Here is a 19,040-nt window from a genome sequence, read left to right on the forward strand (position 1 = left end):
ACGTGTTTAAGTTAGAGAATTATTCGCTTAGAAAACGCATGTACATTGTTGCTGGTTTTGGCATTATCGGTTTAGTGCTGTTGGCGAGTTTGATGTTCTACATGGAGCTTAATGCTGTTACCTCAATGCAACAGCTTAAAGTGGTTGCTGGATTTGTGGTTATTGGCAGTGTATTAATCATGTTCCTTGCTCATGTTATCGGGCGTTTTGGAGATAAGCGAGCGACAACTCTGGTTAACGGCATTCAGAACATTAAAAAAGGCGATCTCACCCAAAAAATTGCTATATCTGGGAAAAGTGATTTTAGCTGGATGGCTTTTGAATTAGACAGTGCCCGAAAAAACGTCGCTAATCTGGTACACACACTGACCGGCGGTGTCAGCCAGCTGAATACAGCAACACAAAACATGACTGTTATCAGTAAAGAAACGGTGACCGGTGTATTGAAACAGCAGGAAGAAACCGACCAGGTTGCAACAGCAATGAATGAAATGACCGCGTCAGTTCAGGAGGTTGCACGGACGGCGACCAATGCAGCCGAGGCGGCGCGTAATGCTGACAATGAAGCCAAGGCCGGTAAGCAAGTCGTGCTGGAAACGATGCAATCAATTGATACCTTGGCCAGTGAAGTCGAAAAAGCGGCAGATACCTTAAGCGAACTGGAAGCGGATATCGGCAATATTGGTGCCATTGTTGATGTGATTCGCGGCATTACCGAGCAAACCAATCTTTTAGCGCTGAATGCTGCGATTGAAGCTGCACGTGCGGGTGAACATGGCCGTGGTTTTGCTGTTGTAGCGGATGAAGTTCGGACTCTGGCTGCCAGAACGCAATCTTCAACACATGAAATTGAAGAAATGGTTGAACGATTACAGCAGGGAGCACGCGCTGCGGTAAAAGTGATGAATGAAAGTCGCGAAAGTGCCAAGACCAGTGTTGAAAAAGCGGCAAGTGCCGGTTCTGCTTTGGATACGATTACTGCGATGATTTCTACCATGGATGAAATGAGTACACAGATTTCCAATGCGGCAAATGAACAGAGCTCAGTAGCCGAAGATATCAATCGTGGTATTGTGAATATCAGTCAGATTGCTGACCACACTGCAGATGGTGCCAGAGCGACTTCCGAAGCGGTAGATACGCTTAGCAGTCTGTCTTCTCAATTGCAGGATGCTTCCGCTAAATTTAAAGTTTAGTCTCTATAACTCCGGCTATTGGCGTAAAAAAGCCCGCTTACAATGCGGGCTTTTTTATGCGGGTTTCCATCACAGCAGTTTTTTGATCAGCAAGCCCCCAGAGCTCATCGCAATTCGTTTTCTATCTCGGTCAATTTTTGCATGGGGTCAGCGGCACTGGTAATCGGTCGACCGATAACAAGATAATGACTGCCTGCCTTGATGGCTTGCGCGGGTGTCATGATACGATGTTGATCACCTTTAGTGCTTCCTGACGGACGAATCCCCGGCGTCACTAGTTGAAACTGGCTCCCCAGCTCAGCTTTTAACATGGCTGTTTCGTGTGCTGAGCAGACAACACCATCCAATCCATTATCTGCAGCCATTACGGCGAGACGTAATACCGTTTCTGGGATAGTGCCCTGTAAACCAATTGCTTCGAAAGTTTGTTGATCCATACTGGTGAGCAATGTAACGCCTATTAATAAAGGAGCGTCATGATGGCTGCCAATGGCTTCCCGGGCTGCAGACATCATCGCCGGTCCACCCAGGGTATGCACATTCATCATCCAGACACCTAAATCGGCTGCAGCAGCGCAGGCTTTGCCAACGGTGTTAGGAATGTCGTGATATTTCAAATCCAGAAATATATCGAAACCTTCCTGCTGCAGATTTTTGACAATTTCCGGGCCACTTCGGGTGAACAATTCCTTGCCGACTTTAAGCTTACACCGCGCTGGATCAAGTTGTTCAGCCATAGCAAGTGCTGAATTTGCATCAGGGTAATCCAAAGCGACAATGATATTTGATTGAGTCATGCTGATTTCCACTAAAATTTCAATGCAGATCCTACCTTAACTGGCCGTCTTTTGCGTCTGATTTCACTCCAACCTTGATGATAATGCTATCCTGTGCGCCAATTTTTGATGGGTTGATTCAATGAAATTTGTTACCTCAGCACAAGACGGACTGGCCAGGCGCGGACAATTGAGTTTTGCCAGAGGCAATATACAAACGCCGGCGTTTATGCCCGTCGGGACCTATGGTTCGGTAAAAGCCATGACGCCAGAAGAGGTCAAAGCTACAGGCGCTGAAATTATTCTGGGTAACACCTTTCATCTGATGTTGCGCCCCGGCACGGATATTATTCAGCAGCATGGTGATCTGCATGATTTTATGCGCTGGGATAAACCCATCTTGACCGATTCAGGTGGCTTTCAGGTTTTTAGTCTTGGAGATTTGCGCAAAATCACAGAGCAAGGTGTACATTTTCGTTCACCGGTCAGTGGCGATAAAGTCTTTATGGGACCCGAAGAATCGATGGCAGTGCAGCGGGCACTGGGAAGTGACATTGTAATGATTTTTGATGAATGTACACCTTATCCAGCTGATGAAAAAACGGCTGCCAGTTCCATGCGGTTATCGCTTCGATGGGCCGAACGAAGCAAGGCTGCTCATGGGGATAACCCTTCGGCATTATTCGGGATTGTTCAGGGCGGTATGCATGAAGCCTTACGCGATGAATCCTTGGCAGGACTGACGGAAATAGGCTTCGATGGTTATGCCATTGGCGGTTTGTCAGTTGGCGAACCAAAAGAAGATATGCTAAGAATTCTTGAGCATCTGAGTGATAAAATGCCGGCTGATAAACCCCGTTATCTTATGGGGGTCGGAAGACCTGAAGATTTGGTTGAGGCGGTGTGCCTGGGTGTGGATATGTTTGATTGTGTGATGCCAACCCGTAACGCCCGCAATGGGCATTTGTTTGTGCATGAGGGCGTGATCAAGATCCGTAACAGTCGTCATAAAACAGACACAGGTCCATTGGACCCATATTGTGATTGTTATACCTGCAAGAACTATAGTCGTGCCTATCTGCATCATTTAGATCGTACTGGTGAAATGCTGGGGCCTCGTCTGAATACCATTCATAACCTGCATTATTATCAACGCTTGATGCAGCAACTCAGGGGGGCGATTGAATCGGGCTCTTTGCAACAGTTCCGCGAGTCTTTTTATGCAATGCGACAACAACGTCCCCAATGATAGTAATTGGCTATCAGACAGAAGTTGGCTGTGGCATAATCACTGTCTTTTATTTATCAGTTTAGAGGAAATACGATGGATTTTCTGATTTCACCTGCTTTTGCTGAAGCGGCATCACAATCTGGATCACCAGGTTTGTTGGACTTTGCTTTCCCGATCATCTTGTTGGTGTTGTTTTATGTGATGTTGATTCGTCCCCAGCAAAAACGAGCTAAAGCTCATCGCACAATGCAACAAGCGCTGGCTAAAGGCGATGAAGTGGTTACAGATGGTGGCTTGATGGGGAAAATTAACGAAATTAACGACAATGCTATCAACCTGCAAATTGCTGAGGCGGTTGAGGTTAAAGTGCGTCGTGAATCAATCAATTCAGTGCTTCCTAAAGGCACATTGAAAAAACTGTAAATATGAAGAGGCTGCCGGAGAGCAGCCTTTTTGATATCTGGATCTTAAAATGAACCGATACCCCCTCTGGAAAAATCTCTTGGTTGTGGTCGTCATTGTCACGGCCATTATCTACGCAATGCCAAATCTTTTTGGTGATGACCCTGCTGTACAGGTTTCCGCTGGAAGACTAAACAGTGTTGATTTGCAATTAGTCAATGAAATCGAATCCACACTGAAACAAGCCGATATTCCCTATAAAGGCGTTGTGCTGGAAGAAAATCGTTTATTAATTCGTTTCAGTGATGCGAATGAACAGCTCAAGGCCCGTGAGCTTATTCAACAAAGCCTGAGTGATGATGATTATATTGTCGCGTTGAATTTAGCGCCCAATACACCGCAAATTCTGCGCTCGATGGGTGCGAAACCCATGAATCTCGGTCTTGACTTACGTGGTGGTGTGCATTTCCTGATGGAAGTGGATATGGACACAGTGTTGAAGCAAACACTTGAAAGCTACGCCAGCGATATTCGTATTTTGCTTCGTGACAAGACGATTCGTTATACGCAGGTGAATGTGAATGGTGATGTGTTGACCTTCGGGTTCCGCCAGGAAGCTGATCGTGATGCAGCTGTCAGTGAAATCAATCGCGAACACAATGAACTTATTGCCGTAATTGATGAAAATGCGGATCGTCCAACGGTGGCCATTCAGTTGAATGAAGCAACAGTGCGTGAAACGCAAACATTGGCTTTACAACAGAATATTACCACTCTGCGCAACCGTATTAACGAGCTGGGCGTGGCTGAACCGACAGTTCAACAGCAAGGACAAGAGCGTATTGTTGTACAGCTTCCAGGGGTTCAGGATACGGCTCAGGCGAAAAAGATCCTGGGTGCTACGGCAACACTGGAATTTCGTTTAGTGGATTTTGAAAATGATGTTCAAGATGCTTTGAATGGTCGTGTTCCCGCAAACTCAGAACTGTTTTATCATCGTGATGGCAGACCTTATCTGTTAAACAAGCGGGTAATGCTGACTGGCGAACATGTCATCAATGCTGCTTCAACGATAGATGGTCAATCCGGATCGCCAGCCGTTTCTGTGACACTGGATGGTCAAGGTGCGCGTATCTTCAGCAATATTACCCGTGACAATATCGGCAATCCGATGTCGGTTGTCTTTATTGAATCTAAAATTGAAACCCAGATCATAGATGGTGAAGAGGTCAGTGTAAGGCGTCAGCTTCCTGAGATTATCAGCGTTGCCACTATCCGTGACCAGTTAGGTAAAAAGTTTCAGATTACGGGTTTGGATAGCACCACTGAAGCACGTGATCTTGCCTTATTACTGCGTGCAGGTGCCTTGGCTGCGCCGATTGATATTGTTGAAGAGCGAACTGTTGGTCCTAGTTTAGGGCAAGAAAATATTGATCAGGGTTTTGCCTCTGTGATGATTGGTTTTGCGCTTGTTCTTGTATTCATGATTATCTGGTATCGGGTATTTGGTGCTGTGGCCAATCTGGCCTTGGCTGCCAACCTGGTGTTAATTGTGGCTTTGTTATCCATGTTACAGGCAACGCTTACCATGCCTGGTATTGCCGGGATCGTTTTGACGGTGGGTATGGCTGTAGATGCCAACGTACTTATTTTTGAGCGTATCCGTGAAGAATTACGATCCGGTAACAGCCCGCGAGCCAGTATTGATGCGGGGTATTCAAAAGCGTTCTCAACGATTGCCGATGCGAATATTACGACATTGATCGCTGCAATTGTGTTGTTTGGATTCGGAACAGGGACAATTAAAGGGTTTGCCGTTACTCTCTCTCTGGGCATATTGACATCGATGTTTACTGCAATTGTTGGTACTCGCATGGTCGTTAACCTTATCTATGGTCGTCAACAACGACCAAAACTGTCTATTTAATTAAGGCTTGTGTCATGCATCTATTAAGCAAAGAAACAAACATTAATTTTGTTGGTATACGTAAGTTTGCCTTAGCATTTTCGGCTATCCTGTTACTGATTTCAGTTTATTCGATTGTCACTAACAGCTTGAATTTCGGTATCGACTTTACCGGCGGCACCATGATTGAAGTCGGTTATCCACAACCTGTCGATTTAGGTGAGATTCGTACTACATTGGAACAGGGCGGTTTTGAGGACGCTTTGGTGCAGAATTTTGGCTCATTAACCGAAGTACTTATACGTCTTCCGGTGATTGAGACGGAAAATATGGCTGAACTCAGTAATAAAGTTGTTGCGCTATTACAGTCTGAGCAAACTGATGCATTAGAAGTAAGAAGGGTAGAATTTGTCGGCCCTCAAGTGGGTGAAGAGCTTACTGAGGATGGTGGTCTGGCAATGGTTTATGCCTTGATTGGTATTCTGATCTATGTGGCTCTGCGTTTTGAATATCGTTTTGCAATAGCTTCAGTTCTTGCTCTGGTTCACGATGTCATAATAACTGTCGGTATCTTCTCGTTATTCCGACTGGATTTCGATCTCACTGTACTGGCCGCTATACTTGCTGTTATTGGTTATTCACTGAACGATACTATCGTTGTATTTGACCGGATTCGAGAAAGCTTTCTAAAAATGCGTAAAGCGGAACCGCTTGAAGTGATTAATACCTCGATAAATGCAACACTCGGCAGAACAATCATGACATCGATGACGACCTTACTCGTTGTGTTTGCTTTGTTTATTTTTGGTGGCGAAGTAATTCATGCTTTTGCGACCGCTTTATTGATTGGAATCTTGGTGGGTACTTATTCTTCAATCTATGTGGCGGGTACGGCCGTGTTATTGATGGGTGTCACCAAAACAGATTTGATGCCGCCGGAGAAAGATGAGGATAACGAGATTAATCCTGATGGAAGCCAGGTTTAGTAAAATGAGGCCCGTGATACGGGCCTTTTTTATTGGTACCTTTTAACAGGAAGCTCTTCAATGAAATCAGTCCGGGTAATTCGGGCTTTTTCCATGGATACAACATTATCCGGAATAATGTTCATTGGATCATGTTGTTTGTCTTCATGATGGGTTTCCACTTTTAGAATGCGTAAACCTTCATAGTTACTTTGGTAACTCATGAACGTGGCAAACTCTTCCAAACCTTGCATGATTTGCCTGAGATCCAGCTCCAGTGATTTATTTTTCATTTGATTCACTCTGTGTCTAGTAAAACTGTTAACGACACAGCGATGTAATTCTTGAGGAAAAATAATGCTTTTATATCTGGAAGTGGTTCATATCAGCCATTATTTATATTAAATGAATTGTTAACCACAGCGGATTGTTTCTAAGTTGTTGTTATAAAAGTAAAATGTATTTTAACGATGTGGTGTGGTGGGATAAATTCCTTAATCGTTAAGGATTTTTCTGATTATCTAATCAATCAAAGTCAGTATCTTAAAGATGGATTTGTAGTGGAAGGAGAGATGGATGAATCACGTAAAAAAGTATGGCATAGTCCTGGCTTTTGTCTGGCCACAACTGGGCTTTGCAGAAGAAATCGATGTCACCATGCATTATGTGGGCCCGACAGAAGGTCAGGTTTGGCTCGGAGTACAGCAGGGAATTGAAGAGGCCAATCTGCAGGGTGGATTTTTAGGACAAAAATATCAACTTGAAGTTGTCGAGCCAGAGGCGCTTGAGACAACTGATATAGAAACGGTATTGTTATTGGCAACTGATGATGAGTTCACCATGAAAGTTGCTCAGACAGACAAGTATGCTGCTGTCCCGATAATTAACCTTAACTCGACTTCTGATAAATTGCGGGAAGCTTGTTTACCCAATTTATTTCATGTCACTCCCAGCGAGCAGATGCGTGCCGATGCTTTGGCACAGTGGCAGGAAAAAAATCCGGATAAACCTGCTAAAGCACAGAGCTGGCACCAGGATTTTGTAAAATTTGCAGCGAGACAGCTGAACAGCCGTTTTGAGAAAAATCAAGGTGAAGAAATGTCTGATGATGCTTGGGCTGGCTGGGCCGGAACTAAAATGATTGCTGATTCCGTTGTGCAAACCATGCAGTATGATGCGGCATTTATGTTGAATCACCTTAAAACCGATCTGGTTTTTGATGGCCAAAAAGGTGACAACGCAAACTTCCGAGAAAATGGTCAGTTACGCCAGATTCTATTACTCGTTGATAATGATAATAAAATCCTTGCTGAAGCACCGCTGCGTGGTTTTAAAGGCGGATTGGACAGTCTTGGCAAAGTAACCTGCAAATAAAGTTGAGAAATAATCAGGAGAACAATAAATGAAATTTAAAACACTTTTACTGAGTTCAATGATCGTGGCGAGCACTGCTGCCGTAGCTGAACCGACAAATCGCTTGTTCGCGACGAATGAAAGAGATAATACGGTAAGTGTCATTGACTCTCGCACCAATAAAGTTGAAGCCACGATTGATGTTGGCCAACGTCCACGTGGTATCGGTCTGTCACCGGATCAAAAATTTCTTTATGTTGCTATCAGTGATGATAATGCTATTGCTGTTGTTGATGTAAATACCCTGGAAGTCCTTAAAACACTGGATTCGGGCGATGATCCTGAAACCTTTGGCGTGAATCCTGTAACGGGTCATATTGTTATTTCCAACGAAGATGATGGTGAAGCAACGTTCCTGGATCCGAAAAGTAATGAAAAACTGGCTGTTGTGAAAGTCGGAATAGAGCCAGAAGGTGTTGCTGTCTCGCCTACTGGGAAATATGCATTAGTCACCAGTGAGTCCAGTAATATGGTGCATATCATTGAAACCACAAACTATAAATTAGTAGCAAATCTGGTTGTTGCAGCCCGCCCGCGTGGCCTTGCATTCAACAGCGATGGTAGTTTGGCGTACGCAACCAGCGAAATTGGCAATGAAGTTGCCATCATTGATATGGAAACGTACAAAATTATCAAAAAAGCGGCTATTGATGTTGAAAATTCCAAACCAATGGATATCAAAGTCAGCCCCGATGATAAAATGCTATATGTCACCACCGGCCGCGGCAATTCAGTGGCTTTCCTGGATGCAGAAACACTTGAATTAAAAGGTAATGTGCCAGTTGGGAAACGGGTATGGGGACTGGATCTTTCTAAAGACGGTTCCAGACTTTATACGGCTGATGGTGTTGATGGCACAGTATCAGTTGTTGATACGGCTAAACAGGAACGCATTGAAACGATTAAAGTCGGCGCTTTCCCATGGGGCGTTGCTCTGGACGACTGAGAGTAAAAGGTTAACTAAAATTAAACCCGGCAGCGTTTGGCGTCGCCGGGTTTTTTTATGGTTGAAAATATAAAAGAGACAAGAAATATTTTGTGAACCATTGCTGACGCGCTATGATGCCGCACATGAAATTTATACTGCGATTTACTGACATTTGCCTGTTCCGTTCAGGGCCAGATAGTCTTCCAGCGAATAATCAATTACTGCGATTGGTTCTATTTGCCTATTTCATCGTCAGCGTATCAATGAACCAGATTGATATGTCCATGCGAATCAGCTTATGGGTTGGGGTAACCGATCTGATTGTCTTAATGACATTCCTGTATTTTCTGCTCCGCTTCAATCATTATATGCCGCGATATCAACAGACGTTGATGGCAATGGCTGGCACAGGCAGCATATTGGGGTTGCTGGCAATGCCGTTGTTATGGGCATTTCGTCAGTATGCTGAACAGTCAGATACTGCAAACTTTATTTTATTTGCATTGATGCTGGTGATGTTCTGGAGCTTGATGGTTACAGCGCATATCATTCGTCGTGCACTTGAAATATCTGCTCCAAAAGCAGTTGCCTTGACAATTTTATATGTGGTGCTGGCTATTATATTGAATGGTCTCGTTATGTCTGGAGTTGCCTGAGTGCATATTCATATTTTAGGTATCTGCGGTACGTTTATGGGTGGACTTGCTTTATTAGCTCGTGAACGTGGGTTTACGGTTTCAGGTTCGGATGCCAATGTTTATCCCCCGATGAGTGATCAGTTAGCTGATGCCGGCATTGAGGTTATGCAGGGCTTTTTACCGGAACATCTGCAACCGGCGCCTGATATGGTTGTCATGGGCAATGCAATGTCGCGTGGAAATCCTGCTGTAGAATATGTGCTCAATCAGGGGTTACCTTATATTTCCGGGCCGCAATGGCTGGCGGAAAATATTCTTATTAATCGTTGGGTATTAGCCGTCGCAGGAACTCACGGTAAAACCACAACCAGCAGTATGCTGGCCTGGATTCTGCAATATGCCGGCATGCAACCCGGCTTTTTGATCGGCGGTGTGCCGGGTAATTTTGGTCAATCGGCGTCAACAGGAAATACACCGTTTTTTGTTATTGAAGCCGACGAATACGACACAGCGTTTTTTGATAAACGCAGCAAATTTATCCATTACCATCCGCGCACTTTAGTGATTAATAACCTGGAATTTGATCATGCGGATATCTTTGCCGATCTGGCTGCCATACAAACACAGTTTCATCATCTGATACGTACCGTGCCATCAGAGGGTTTGGTGATTACACCATATGCTATTCCTGCAATAGAGCAGACCCTTGATCGTGGCTGCTGGACACCCAGACAGTCCATGGATGGGGAGCAGGCAGACTGGCAATTACATGAAATTGCAGAAGATGGGCATCATTTCACTGTACAACAAAAACAACAAAACGGCACAGTGAACTGGTCTCTACTGGGAAGGCATAATGTGAATAATGCTGTGGCGGCCATTGCTGCCGCACATCATGTTGGGGTGACCGTAGAACATGCCTGTGAAGCCCTGAACCAGTTCAAAGGTGTGAAGCGCCGATTGGAACTTCGGGGCGAATGTCGTGGCATAAAAGTATATGATGACTTTGCCCATCACCCGACAGCGATTGCCACAACCTTGCAAGGCTTGCGGGCAAATATTGGTCAGCAAAGATTGATCGCCGTATTAGAACCGCGTTCCAATACTATGAAAATGGGCGTTCATGAACTGACTTTAGCCAGCTCATTACAAGCAGCAGACGCAGTTATCCTGTATCAGGATCCCAAATTATCCTGGTCTTTAGATAACATTCAACAGCAGCTGGGTGATACCTCAGTCTTGCATCGAAGTATTGATGATATCGTCGCTCACTTAGTCAGGCAAAGCAAACCAGGTGATCATATTGTGGTGATGAGCAATGGTGGCTTTGGTGGTATTCATCAAAAAATTCTGGATGCATTAGCCGATGACTGATCCTCGACAAATTGCACTGGCCATTACCGGTGCATCGGGTGCGCCGTATGCCAAACGTTTACTGGAGCAATTGTTGCTGCAGGGAATAACCGTGCATCTGATGATTTCCGCTGCTGGCCGGATTGTATTAGCAGATGAACTGGATTGGAAATTACCATCTCGCGCCGCAGATGCCACTAAAGTATTGGAGAAGCAGTTTAATTGCCAAGTGGATCAGATAAAACTATATGGCGAGCAGCAATGGTCTTCACCACTGGCCAGCGGTTCTCATTCAGTCCCGACGATGATTGTTTGTCCATGCACCATGGGTACACTGTCGGCTATTGCCTGTGGTGGCAGCGATAACCTGATAAATCGTGCTGCGGATGTGATGATCAAAGAGCAGCGAAAATTGATCGTGGTTCCAAGGGAAGCGCCATTTTCAGCGATTCATTTGGAAAATATGCTGAAATTATCCCGGCTTGGGGTATGCATCATGCCGCCTAATCCCGGCTTTTATTTCCGGCCGCAAACGCTAGAAGATATTGTTGATTTTGTGGTAGCCAGAATTCTTGATCAAGCCGGTATCGAACACCAATTAATGCCTCGCTGGGGCGAATAATTATCGGCCCGGATACAGGGCTAAAGATTAACTCGCGTATAATGCCCGCAGAGTCAAAATTCGGAAAATAGCATGTCAGATATTGAAATCGCCCAACAAGCAACAATGCAGAATATTACCGAGATCGCCACGCAAAAATTAGGTTTGCAGGAGGATGATCTGGACAACTATGGTCGTTATAAAGCCAAAGTCTCTCTGCAGGTGATGGACGATTTGGCAGACAAAGCCGATGGCAAATTAATTCTGGTTACTGCCATCAGCCCAACGCCGGCCGGCGAAGGCAAAACCACTACTACCATTGGACTTAGCGACGCATTAAACCGTATTGGCAAACAAGCTACGGTTTGTGTTCGTGAACCTTCCATGGGCCCATGCTTTGGTTTGAAAGGTGGCGCGGCTGGAGGCGGCTATTCGCAGGTGGTTCCGATGGAAGACATCAATCTGCACTTTACCGGTGATTTTCATGCCATCGCTGCCGCACATAATCTGTTGGCAGCAATGATTGATAACCATATTCATCATGGCAATGCCTTGCAGCTGGATACCCGTAAAATAACCTGGCAACGGGTTGTTGATATGAATGACCGGGCCTTACGTCAAATCACAATAGGAATGGGGGGGCCAGCGAACGGTTTCGTCCGGGAAGACCGTTTTGATATTGTGGTTGCCTCGGAAGTGATGGCAATCTTCTGTCTGGCAGCATCATTAAGCGAATTGAAACAACGACTGGGGAATATCCTAATTGGCTATTCAACCGATGGTACGCCGCGCTATGCCAGTGAGCTCAATGCTCACGGTGCCATGACCGCATTGCTGAAAGAAGCCATTAAGCCGAATTTGGTACAGACACTTGAGAATAATCCGGCGTTTGTACATGGTGGACCTTTCGCCAATATTGCACACGGCTGCAATTCGGTTATCGCCACTAAAATGGCGTTAAAACTGAGCGATTATGTAGTCACTGAAGCCGGCTTTGGAGCCGATCTCGGCGCTGAAAAGTTCATTAATATCAAGTGCCGTAAAGCCGGTATTCGTCCGGATTTGGCTGTAGTGGTCGCGACTGTTAAAGCTTTGAAATATCATGGCGGCATTAATGTTCCTGATCTGGCCGCTGAAAATCTATCTGCGCTTGAGCTGGGGCTAACCAATCTCCGTAAGCATTTACACAATTTACAAAACGAGTTCGGCCTGGAATGTGTTGTGGCAATCAATCATTTCATTCAGGACAGTGATGCGGAAATTGCGTTGATTAAAGATGCTGTGGAGACCATGGGGGCAACTGCTGTTTTGGCCAGACATTGGGCTCAAGGTGGAGCAGGGGCAGAGTTACTGGCACAGACAGTGGTGGAAAAACTACAGCAATCGAGTAAATGTGAATTGCTGTATAGCGATAATGAGACGTTGTGGAACAAAATCAGTGCCGTTGCGACAAGATTGTATGGAGCAAATGAAATCGTCGCGGATAAAAAAGTACTGAACAAATTGGGCGAGTTTCAATCCCTGCATGGTGATTTGCCGATTTGTATGGCAAAAACACCCTACTCATTCAGCAGTGACCCAACTTTGCGTGGTGCGCCAGAGCAACATGTGATCACCATACGTGATGTTCGTTTATCGCGTGGTGCAGGATTTATTGTGGTTTTGTGTGGCGATGTGATGACCATGCCTGGTTTGCCAAAGATTCCTGCTGCCGAGCGAATTGATATTGATGATAATGGCGTGATCAGCGGCTTGTTCTGATTAATCAGAACGCCGCAGGCTGAAATAAAGCATTAATCCACCCCAAAGTCCCAGAATCCAGCTGAGCACCGGCATGCCGGCCAACATGTTCGATGAATAACCATCCAGCCCTTTAATTATCGCTGCACCCACAATAAGGGCTGCACCACTGACTGCGGCGGCAGTTCGATAACTGGAATGCCGAACTTCCTGACGAATTTTATCTAAATCCTTGGATGACAACTGCATATGTAACTGACCCGCCTGGGCTTGTTTCGTCAAATCATGCAACATGCGTGGCAAGGTTGGTAATGTTTCAGCCCAGGTTGGTGCTTCTTTCTGCAACGATTTAACCGCCGCCTGCCAACCCAGTTTTTCTTTCATCCATTGCTCAAGAATTGGTTTGGCGGTTTGCCATAAATCCAGATCGGGATACAGGTCCCGTCCCAGCCCTTCAATATTCAGCAACGTTTTTTGCAGTAAAACCAATTGAGGCTGGATCTGCATATTAAAACGTCGGGCGGTCTGAAACAGTCTCAACAACAGCTGCCCAAATGAAATCTCTTTTAGCGGACGAGCAAATATGGGTTCACAGACGCTGCGAATAGCTGATTCAAACTCATCCATTCGCGTTTCAGCAGGAACCCAGCCTGACTGAATATGTAGCTCGGCAACCCGACGGTAGTCATGGTTAAAAAAAGCGAGAAAATTTTCGGCCAGATAACGCTGATCGTCAGGTGACAGCGTGCCCATAATGCCGAAATCAATGGCAATGTAACGCGGCAATTGTGGATTATTGACGTCGACCAGAATATTGCCCGGGTGCATATCAGCATGAAAGAAACTATGTCTGAATACCTGGGTAAAGAAAATTTCCACTCCAATAGTGGCGAGCAATTCCAAATTGATATTATGTTGTTTCAGTAGCGCGATATTGCTGATTGGTGCACCAAATACCCGTTCCTGCACCAGCAGGTTTGGTTTGGTTAATGACCAGTAGACTTCGGGAACATACAATAACCGTTCATCAGCAAAATGGCGTTTCAACTGTGAAGCGGATGCTGCTTCCCGCAACATATCCAGTTCATCAAACAGATTTTTTTCAAGTTCGGCAACAACCTCCCGTGGTCGCAGACGTTTGCCTTCAGACCAGTATTTTTCAGCTAAACCGGCAAGTGTATAAAGCAAGTCGACATCGCGGCGGATGACTTTCTCAATGCCCGGACGGACTAATTTAAGAATAACCTGCTTGCCATCAGTCAATGTCGCGGCATGCACCTGGGCAATTGACGCCGAGGCCAATGGTTCGGTATCAATATGACTGAAAATGCGTTCCGGTTCGCCTTCTTCATAGGCAGCATGGATTAGCGCTAGAGCAACATCATTGGGAAAAGGCGCAACTTGATCCTGCAGTTTTGCCAGGGAGTCAGCAATATCTTCAGGCAATAAATCACGCCGGGTCGAGAGAATCTGACCAAACTTGACAAATATCGGCCCTAAATCCTGTAACGCCAGCCGAATTCGTTCGCCTCTGGGCAAGTCGGCTTTATGGCGCCATCGATAGGGAGAAAACCAGCTGAGAAAACGGTAGGGACGGAAAAAATGTATGGCGAGAATCAGTTCGTCGAGGCGATGACGGCCCAACACGTGATTAATTTGTAATAAGCGTCCGAACTGACCGAGTTTCATGATTTTCTCTCAATGGTGTTTTGCAGTCTTTTTATTCGGGCTTCAAGCCGATCGGTATCGGCACGGAGTATGTCTACCTGTTGCAGAAACCGATCTGTTTGTGATTTATCGGGCAGGAAGTGACTTTCTTCTCGCAGATACTCGGCGACACTGGTTTCTAACTCAGACCGATTATCATCCAACCAGGCACCCCCCCGACGTAAACCCTGAGCAAGAGGATAGGCGAGAGCATCCCCGGTTATATTGGCGAGCTGTTGCTCCCAGTCGAAATCAAACTGTTGCTGCCAGTCCTGTAATTGTTTGGCGAATTGAACATCACCGAGGATCTGTATCTGATTGGAAAACAAGCTGTCTGGCTGTTTTAATAGCTTCAACAAGGCAAAGCTATCCGCTTTGATCATCAAGTCAGCGATATCATCTCCGGCTGAGTCCAGAACAATGTTGTCTTCGGTAAATCTGGCCATCACTGCCAGATTCAGATTGCTGATATCAATACGGATACTTCGCTTTGCAAAACGCTGAAGCTGTTGATGGCTTTCCATATCAAAGCGCAATGCATGATTCAATGCCATTTCAATTGGCTTTAAAAACAGACTCATGAGCTAGAATTTATACCCGCTATGTAACGCGACAATACCGGAAGACATATTAAAAAAATCGACTCGTTCAAATCCGGCTTCTTCCATCATTTTTTTCAAACTGGGCTGATCCGGGTGCATACGAATCGATTCAGCCAGATAGCGGTAACTTTCTGCATCATTGGTAAATAACCTGCCCAATGTGGGTAATACCTTGAACGAATAGGCATCATAGATAGGTGTTAACCAGCTGGCAGGTTGGGAAAATTCCAATACCAGTAATTTGCCACCGGGTTTTAGTACTCGTAGCATTGAGCGAAGAGCTTTGTCTTTATCGGTGACATTCCGCAGACCAAAAGCAATGGTGATGCAATCAAAAGTATTGTCAGGAAATGGCAAAGCTTCAGCATTGGCCTGCACGTACTCAATATTGCCGGCTTTACCTAAATCAGTAAGTCGATCGCGGCCAACGTTCAGCATGGAAGCATTGATGTCTGCCAGTACTACCTTTCCGGTTGGACCCACCATGTCGGCAAAACGAGCTGTTAAATCACCGGTGCCACCGGCGATATCCAAAACATTAGCACCAGGTCGCACATTGCTATTGTGCAAGGTAAAGCGTTTCCAAATCCGATGGATTCCCATCGACATCAAATCATTCATCAAGTCATAGCGACCAGCGACAGAATGAAAGACTTCGGCGACATGTCTGGCCTTTTCCTCGGTAGGAACCTGTTTAAAGCCGAAGTGCGTGGTGTTATTGTCTTCCATATATCCTCTCAGGCATCACTCTGACGTTCGTAGCCTTCAGCCATCAATTTTTCCAGATAGGTCTGCCAGTATTCATCCTGATGCATGGAAAGTTCATAAAGATACTCCCAGCTGAACAATCCACTGTCATGGCCATCATCAAAATAGATTTTGATAGCATAATGTCCTACCGGTTCAATATTACTGATGCCAACATTTTCTTTTTGTACCTGTAATACTTCCTGTCCGGGACCATGACCCTGGACCTCAGCGGAAGGAGAGTGTACGCGCAGGAACTCGGCAGACAGTAAATAGTGTTGATCGCCATAGACCAGCTCAAGTTTCCTGGACTGTTTGTGCAACTGAATTTCGCTTGGTAACGATGCCTGGCTCATAAAAGTCCTTTAAAGAATATATCGTGACAGGTCTTCATCCTGCACCAGCTCTGACAGTTGCTGACTGACATAATTTTCATCAATAACAAATTTTTGTCCTGCTTCCTCACCAGCTTCATAGGAAATATCTTCCAGCAGTCTTTCGAGTAAGGTGTGTAAACGACGTGCTCCAATGTTTTCGGTCTTTTCATTGACTTGCCAGGCCAGCTCGGCAAGTCGTTTTATGCCATCGGCGGTAAAGCTTAAATCGACCGACTCAGTCCCTAACAACGCTGAATACTGTTCAGTAAGAGAGGCATCCGGTTCGGTTAAAATTCTGACAAAGTCATCGGTTGTCAGTGCATTAAGTTCTACACGAATAGGTAATCGACCCTGAAGTTCGGGGATAAGATCAGATGGTTTACTTAAATGAAATGCACCGGAAGCAATAAACAGAATATGGTCGGTTTTCAGCATGCCGTATTTGGTGGAAACAGTGCTGCCTTCAACCAATGGCAATAAGTCACGTTGCACACCGGCTCGGGAAACGTCAGCGCCACTACCTGCACCTTCACCGCGATGAGTGATTTTGTCTATTTCATCGAGAAATACAATGCCGGTTTGTTCAACCCGCTGGATGACTTCTGCTTTTAAGTCTTCCTCGTTAATCAGTTTGGCTGCTTCTTCCTCGCTTAGTAAGCGCATGGCTTTTGCTACCGTCAGTTTACGGGTGGTTTTTCGCTGGTTACCCATATTCTGGAACATATCCTGTAACTGACTGGTAAGTTCTTCCATTCCAGGTGGTGTCATAATCTCCACCCCCATCTGATGCTGTGCCAACTCCAGCTCAACTTCCCGTTCATCCAGCTTACCTTCTCGCAGCATTTTGCGAAATTTTTGACGAGTATTGGATTCTTCTTCGGTTAAAGTGCCACGAGCTGGTGTAAGTAACGAATCCAGAATACGTTCTTCTGCCGCGTCCAAGGCACGGGGTTTTGCCTCATTGATTGCATTTTCACGCAGCATTTTCATTGCGCTTTCAGCCAGATCGCGAATAATTGATTCAACGTCGCGTCCCACATAACCCACTTCCGTGAATTTAGTGGCCTCGACTTTGATAAACGGAGCATTAACCAAAGAAGCAAGACGTCTGGCAATTTCAGTTTTACCGACACCAGTGGGGCCAATCATCAAGATGTTCTTTGGGGTTACTTCCTGTTGCAATGTGACATCAAGTTGCTGACGACGCCAACGATTACGTAATGCTATCGCAACGGCTTTTTTCGCTTCATGCTGACCGATAATGTGTTTGTCTAGTTCGTGAACGATTTGTTTGGGGGTAAGTGATTGATTCATGATTATTCGTTGTAATCCAATGTTTCAATGGTGAGGTTATGATTGGTGTAAATGCAGATATCAGCAGCGATATTCAGGCCTTTTTCAACAATCTCACGAGCCGATAAGTCAGTATTTTGTAATAAGGCTGTTGCAGCTGCCTGGGCGAATGGGCCACCAGAGCCAATAGCGATCAAGCTGTTTTCCGGTTCGATAACATCGCCATTACCAGAGATAATCAACGAAGCATCGGCATCCGCTACCGCTAGTAAGGCTTCAAGGCGGCGCATCATTCTGTCAGTACGCCAATCTTTTGCCAGCTCAAGGGCACTCCGTGTCAGGTTGCCCTGGTGTTTTTCCAGTTTGGCTTCGAAGCGTTCAAATAACGTAAACGCATCCGCAGTTCCACCAGCAAACCCGGCGATAACTTTATCATGATAAAGACGTCTGACTTTGCGGGCGTTGCCTTTCATGATGGTATTGCCAAGACTGACCTGGCCATCACCACCAATCACTACCTGGCCGTCACGACGATATGAGAGGATCGTGGTGCCACGGTATTGCTCCATAAAAAACTCCAGTATTAATTTAGAAAAAATAGCGGTGCAGTATACTATGCCGTTGGCTCTGATGCAGTTCGTAATCGGTTTTACTGAGCCCCGGCAGGCTTTTATCATGTAAAAGTGAGATAGTGGTTGACAGCGAGCTGGGATTTCCGGAAAATGCGACCTCTTTAGTGGAGGGGTTCCCGAGCGGCCAAAGGGATCAGACTGTAAATCTGACGGTTCTACCTTCGGAGGTTCGAATCCTCCCCCCTCCACCATTTAATTAAGAGTTTACTATTTTGCGGGTGTAGTTCAATGGTAGAACTCCAGCCTTCCAAGCTGACTATGTGGGTTCGATTCCCATCACCCGCTCCATTTTAGTTTTGGAAGAATTGGCCCGCATAGCTCAGTCGGTAGAGCGCATCCATGGTAAGGATGAGGTCATCAGTTCGATTCTGATTGCGGGCTCCATTTTTGATTTTGATTGGGCAGGGAGTACCTTGCCTGTTTTTGATTTTAACAATTAAAAAGTTTGGCGGGGAGACTGGCATGTCTAAGGCAAAATTTGAACGTACAAAACCCCACGTAAACGTGGGCACTATTGGTCACGTTGACCATGG

At 45.6% G+C, this 19,040-nt stretch carries 19 protein-coding genes and 3 tRNA genes; 14 read left to right on the forward strand and 8 right to left on the reverse strand.

Going from position 1 to position 19,040, the window contains the following annotated elements; translation table 11 throughout:
* Nucleotides 1–2 precede the first annotated feature (2 nt).
* A complete protein-coding gene (locus B2W60_RS11985; protein WP_292360275.1) occupies nucleotides 3–1,196 on the forward strand; it encodes a methyl-accepting chemotaxis protein in 1,194 nt (397 codons plus the stop codon).
* Nucleotides 1,197–1,300: 104 nt separating this feature from the next.
* On the opposite strand, the gene pyrF is transcribed toward B2W60_RS11985, so the two are convergent.
* Nucleotides 1,301–1,993 carry an orotidine-5'-phosphate decarboxylase gene (pyrF, locus tag B2W60_RS11990; RefSeq protein WP_292360273.1) on the reverse strand — a complete coding sequence of 231 codons (693 nt, stop codon included), beginning with the start codon at nucleotides 1,991–1,993 and terminating at the stop codon, nucleotides 1,301–1,303.
* Nucleotides 1,994–2,114: 121 nt separating this feature from the next.
* Between pyrF and tgt the strand changes: the two genes are divergently transcribed.
* The 4 genes from tgt to secF all read left to right on the forward strand — a co-directional run bounded on the left by tgt (nucleotide 2,115) and on the right by secF (nucleotide 6,497).
* Nucleotides 2,115–3,221 (forward strand): tRNA guanosine(34) transglycosylase Tgt, encoded by a 1,107-nt coding sequence (tgt, locus tag B2W60_RS11995; protein ID WP_292360271.1) that lies wholly within the window; start codon nucleotides 2,115–2,117, stop codon nucleotides 3,219–3,221.
* Nucleotides 3,222–3,296: 75 nt separating this feature from the next.
* A complete protein-coding gene (yajC, locus tag B2W60_RS12000) occupies nucleotides 3,297–3,626 on the forward strand; it encodes a preprotein translocase subunit YajC (protein ID WP_292360269.1) in 330 nt (109 codons plus the stop codon).
* Nucleotides 3,627–3,675: 49 nt separating this feature from the next.
* Complete coding sequence (secD, locus tag B2W60_RS12005; protein ID WP_292360267.1) at nucleotides 3,676–5,532, forward strand: protein translocase subunit SecD; 1,857 nt, start codon at nucleotides 3,676–3,678, stop codon at nucleotides 5,530–5,532.
* Nucleotides 5,533–5,546: 14 nt separating this feature from the next.
* Nucleotides 5,547–6,497: a protein translocase subunit SecF gene (secF, locus tag B2W60_RS12010; RefSeq protein ID WP_292360265.1), complete on the forward strand. Its 951-nt coding sequence runs from the start codon at nucleotides 5,547–5,549 to the stop codon at nucleotides 6,495–6,497.
* A 29-nt stretch (nucleotides 6,498–6,526) separates the two neighbouring features.
* Here secF and B2W60_RS12015 read toward each other — a convergent pair whose 3' ends face one another.
* Nucleotides 6,527–6,769, reverse strand: a complete 243-nt coding sequence (locus B2W60_RS12015) for a hypothetical protein (protein WP_292360263.1) — start codon at nucleotides 6,767–6,769, stop codon at nucleotides 6,527–6,529.
* A 283-nt stretch (nucleotides 6,770–7,052) separates the two neighbouring features.
* Here B2W60_RS12015 and B2W60_RS12020 point away from each other — a divergent pair, with 283 nt between their 5' ends.
* From B2W60_RS12020 to B2W60_RS12045, 6 genes are all read left to right on the forward strand, one after another.
* Entirely contained in the window at nucleotides 7,053–7,850 is a 798-nt protein-coding gene (locus B2W60_RS12020; RefSeq protein WP_292360262.1) for an ABC transporter substrate-binding protein, read from the forward strand.
* Between the two features lie 28 nt (nucleotides 7,851–7,878).
* On the forward strand, nucleotides 7,879–8,835 hold the full coding sequence (locus tag B2W60_RS12025) for a PQQ-dependent catabolism-associated beta-propeller protein (RefSeq protein WP_292360261.1): 957 nt from the start codon (nucleotides 7,879–7,881) through the stop codon (nucleotides 8,833–8,835).
* A 125-nt stretch (nucleotides 8,836–8,960) separates the two neighbouring features.
* Complete coding sequence (locus B2W60_RS12030) at nucleotides 8,961–9,473, forward strand: YIP1 family protein (RefSeq protein ID WP_292360259.1); 513 nt, start codon at nucleotides 8,961–8,963, stop codon at nucleotides 9,471–9,473.
* The gene (mpl, locus tag B2W60_RS12035; RefSeq protein WP_292360257.1) at nucleotides 9,474–10,829 is read left to right on the forward strand and encodes a UDP-N-acetylmuramate:L-alanyl-gamma-D-glutamyl-meso-diaminopimelate ligase; all 1,356 of its coding nucleotides are present in this window, start codon (nucleotides 9,474–9,476) and stop codon (nucleotides 10,827–10,829) included.
* A complete protein-coding gene (locus tag B2W60_RS12040; RefSeq protein ID WP_292360255.1) occupies nucleotides 10,822–11,430 on the forward strand; it encodes a UbiX family flavin prenyltransferase in 609 nt (202 codons plus the stop codon). Before mpl ends, B2W60_RS12040 begins: the two co-directional genes overlap by 8 nt.
* A 72-nt stretch (nucleotides 11,431–11,502) precedes the next feature.
* The gene (locus B2W60_RS12045; RefSeq protein ID WP_292360253.1) at nucleotides 11,503–13,170 is read left to right on the forward strand and encodes a formate--tetrahydrofolate ligase; all 1,668 of its coding nucleotides are present in this window, start codon (nucleotides 11,503–11,505) and stop codon (nucleotides 13,168–13,170) included.
* Here the strand turns inward: B2W60_RS12045 and ubiB are convergent, their stop codons facing one another.
* The 6 genes from ubiB to hslV are packed head-to-tail and all read right to left on the reverse strand — an operon-like array spanning nucleotide 13,171 to nucleotide 18,444.
* The gene (gene ubiB / locus B2W60_RS12050) at nucleotides 13,171–14,838 is read right to left on the reverse strand and encodes a ubiquinone biosynthesis regulatory protein kinase UbiB (RefSeq protein WP_292360251.1); all 1,668 of its coding nucleotides are present in this window, start codon (nucleotides 14,836–14,838) and stop codon (nucleotides 13,171–13,173) included.
* Entirely contained in the window at nucleotides 14,835–15,437 is a 603-nt protein-coding gene (locus B2W60_RS12055) for a ubiquinone biosynthesis accessory factor UbiJ (protein WP_292360248.1), read from the reverse strand. The genes ubiB and B2W60_RS12055 overlap by 4 nt, the downstream gene beginning before the upstream one ends.
* Nucleotides 15,438–15,440: 3 nt before the next feature.
* Nucleotides 15,441–16,187 carry a bifunctional demethylmenaquinone methyltransferase/2-methoxy-6-polyprenyl-1,4-benzoquinol methylase UbiE gene (gene ubiE / locus B2W60_RS12060; RefSeq protein ID WP_292360246.1) on the reverse strand — a complete coding sequence of 249 codons (747 nt, stop codon included), beginning with the start codon at nucleotides 16,185–16,187 and terminating at the stop codon, nucleotides 15,441–15,443.
* 8 nt (nucleotides 16,188–16,195) lie between these two features.
* Nucleotides 16,196–16,561 (reverse strand): DUF971 domain-containing protein, encoded by a 366-nt coding sequence (locus B2W60_RS12065; protein WP_292360244.1) that lies wholly within the window; start codon nucleotides 16,559–16,561, stop codon nucleotides 16,196–16,198.
* A gap of 9 nt (nucleotides 16,562–16,570) precedes the next feature.
* Nucleotides 16,571–17,896 (reverse strand): ATP-dependent protease ATPase subunit HslU, encoded by a 1,326-nt coding sequence (gene hslU / locus B2W60_RS12070; RefSeq protein ID WP_292360243.1) that lies wholly within the window; start codon nucleotides 17,894–17,896, stop codon nucleotides 16,571–16,573.
* Nucleotides 17,897–17,898: 2 nt separating this feature from the next.
* Nucleotides 17,899–18,444, reverse strand: coding sequence for an ATP-dependent protease subunit HslV (gene hslV / locus B2W60_RS12075; RefSeq protein ID WP_292360242.1), 546 nt, complete (start codon nucleotides 18,442–18,444; stop codon nucleotides 17,899–17,901).
* A gap of 169 nt (nucleotides 18,445–18,613) precedes the next feature.
* Between hslV and B2W60_RS12080 the strand changes: the two genes are divergently transcribed.
* From B2W60_RS12080 to B2W60_RS12090, 3 genes are all read left to right on the forward strand, one after another.
* Nucleotides 18,614–18,698, forward strand: a tRNA-Tyr gene (locus B2W60_RS12080).
* 23 nt (nucleotides 18,699–18,721) lie between these two features.
* Nucleotides 18,722–18,795, forward strand: a tRNA-Gly gene (locus B2W60_RS12085).
* Between the two features lie 20 nt (nucleotides 18,796–18,815).
* Nucleotides 18,816–18,891 (forward strand) — tRNA-Thr (locus B2W60_RS12090).
* Nucleotides 18,892–19,040: the final 149 nt, after the last annotated feature.

This window comes from Methylophaga sp. UBA2496 (assembly GCF_002341635.1).
Classification (GTDB): Bacteria; Pseudomonadota; Gammaproteobacteria; order Nitrosococcales; family Methylophagaceae; genus Methylophaga.

What these genes read in the sequence shown, in the direction of transcription:
- tgt (WP_292360271.1), top strand. Translation starts at nt 2,115, where the DNA reads ATGAAATTTGTTACCTCAGCACAAGACGGACTGGCCAGGCGCGGACAA.
- ubiE (WP_292360246.1), bottom strand. Translation starts at nt 16,187, where the DNA reads ATGGAAGACAATAACACCACGCACTTCGGCTTTAAACAGGTTCCTACC.
- hslU (WP_292360243.1), bottom strand. Translation starts at nt 17,896, where the DNA reads ATGAATCAATCACTTACCCCCAAACAAATCGTTCACGAACTAGACAAA.
- pyrF (WP_292360273.1), bottom strand. Translation starts at nt 1,993, where the DNA reads ATGACTCAATCAAATATCATTGTCGCTTTGGATTACCCTGATGCAAAT.
- B2W60_RS12015 (WP_292360263.1), bottom strand. Translation starts at nt 6,769, where the DNA reads ATGAAAAATAAATCACTGGAGCTGGATCTCAGGCAAATCATGCAAGGT.
- B2W60_RS12055 (WP_292360248.1), bottom strand. Translation starts at nt 15,437, where the DNA reads ATGAGTCTGTTTTTAAAGCCAATTGAAATGGCATTGAATCATGCATTG.
- B2W60_RS12025 (WP_292360261.1), top strand. Translation starts at nt 7,879, where the DNA reads ATGAAATTTAAAACACTTTTACTGAGTTCAATGATCGTGGCGAGCACT.
- yajC (WP_292360269.1), top strand. Translation starts at nt 3,297, where the DNA reads ATGGATTTTCTGATTTCACCTGCTTTTGCTGAAGCGGCATCACAATCT.
- B2W60_RS12040 (WP_292360255.1), top strand. Translation starts at nt 10,822, where the DNA reads ATGACTGATCCTCGACAAATTGCACTGGCCATTACCGGTGCATCGGGT.
- ubiB (WP_292360251.1), bottom strand. Translation starts at nt 14,838, where the DNA reads ATGAAACTCGGTCAGTTCGGACGCTTATTACAAATTAATCACGTGTTG.
- B2W60_RS12045 (WP_292360253.1), top strand. Translation starts at nt 11,503, where the DNA reads ATGTCAGATATTGAAATCGCCCAACAAGCAACAATGCAGAATATTACC.
- B2W60_RS12030 (WP_292360259.1), top strand. Translation starts at nt 8,961, where the DNA reads ATGAAATTTATACTGCGATTTACTGACATTTGCCTGTTCCGTTCAGGG.
- B2W60_RS12020 (WP_292360262.1), top strand. Translation starts at nt 7,053, where the DNA reads ATGAATCACGTAAAAAAGTATGGCATAGTCCTGGCTTTTGTCTGGCCA.
- hslV (WP_292360242.1), bottom strand. Translation starts at nt 18,444, where the DNA reads ATGGAGCAATACCGTGGCACCACGATCCTCTCATATCGTCGTGACGGC.
- B2W60_RS12065 (WP_292360244.1), bottom strand. Translation starts at nt 16,561, where the DNA reads ATGAGCCAGGCATCGTTACCAAGCGAAATTCAGTTGCACAAACAGTCC.
- secF (WP_292360265.1), top strand. Translation starts at nt 5,547, where the DNA reads ATGCATCTATTAAGCAAAGAAACAAACATTAATTTTGTTGGTATACGT.
- secD (WP_292360267.1), top strand. Translation starts at nt 3,676, where the DNA reads ATGAACCGATACCCCCTCTGGAAAAATCTCTTGGTTGTGGTCGTCATT.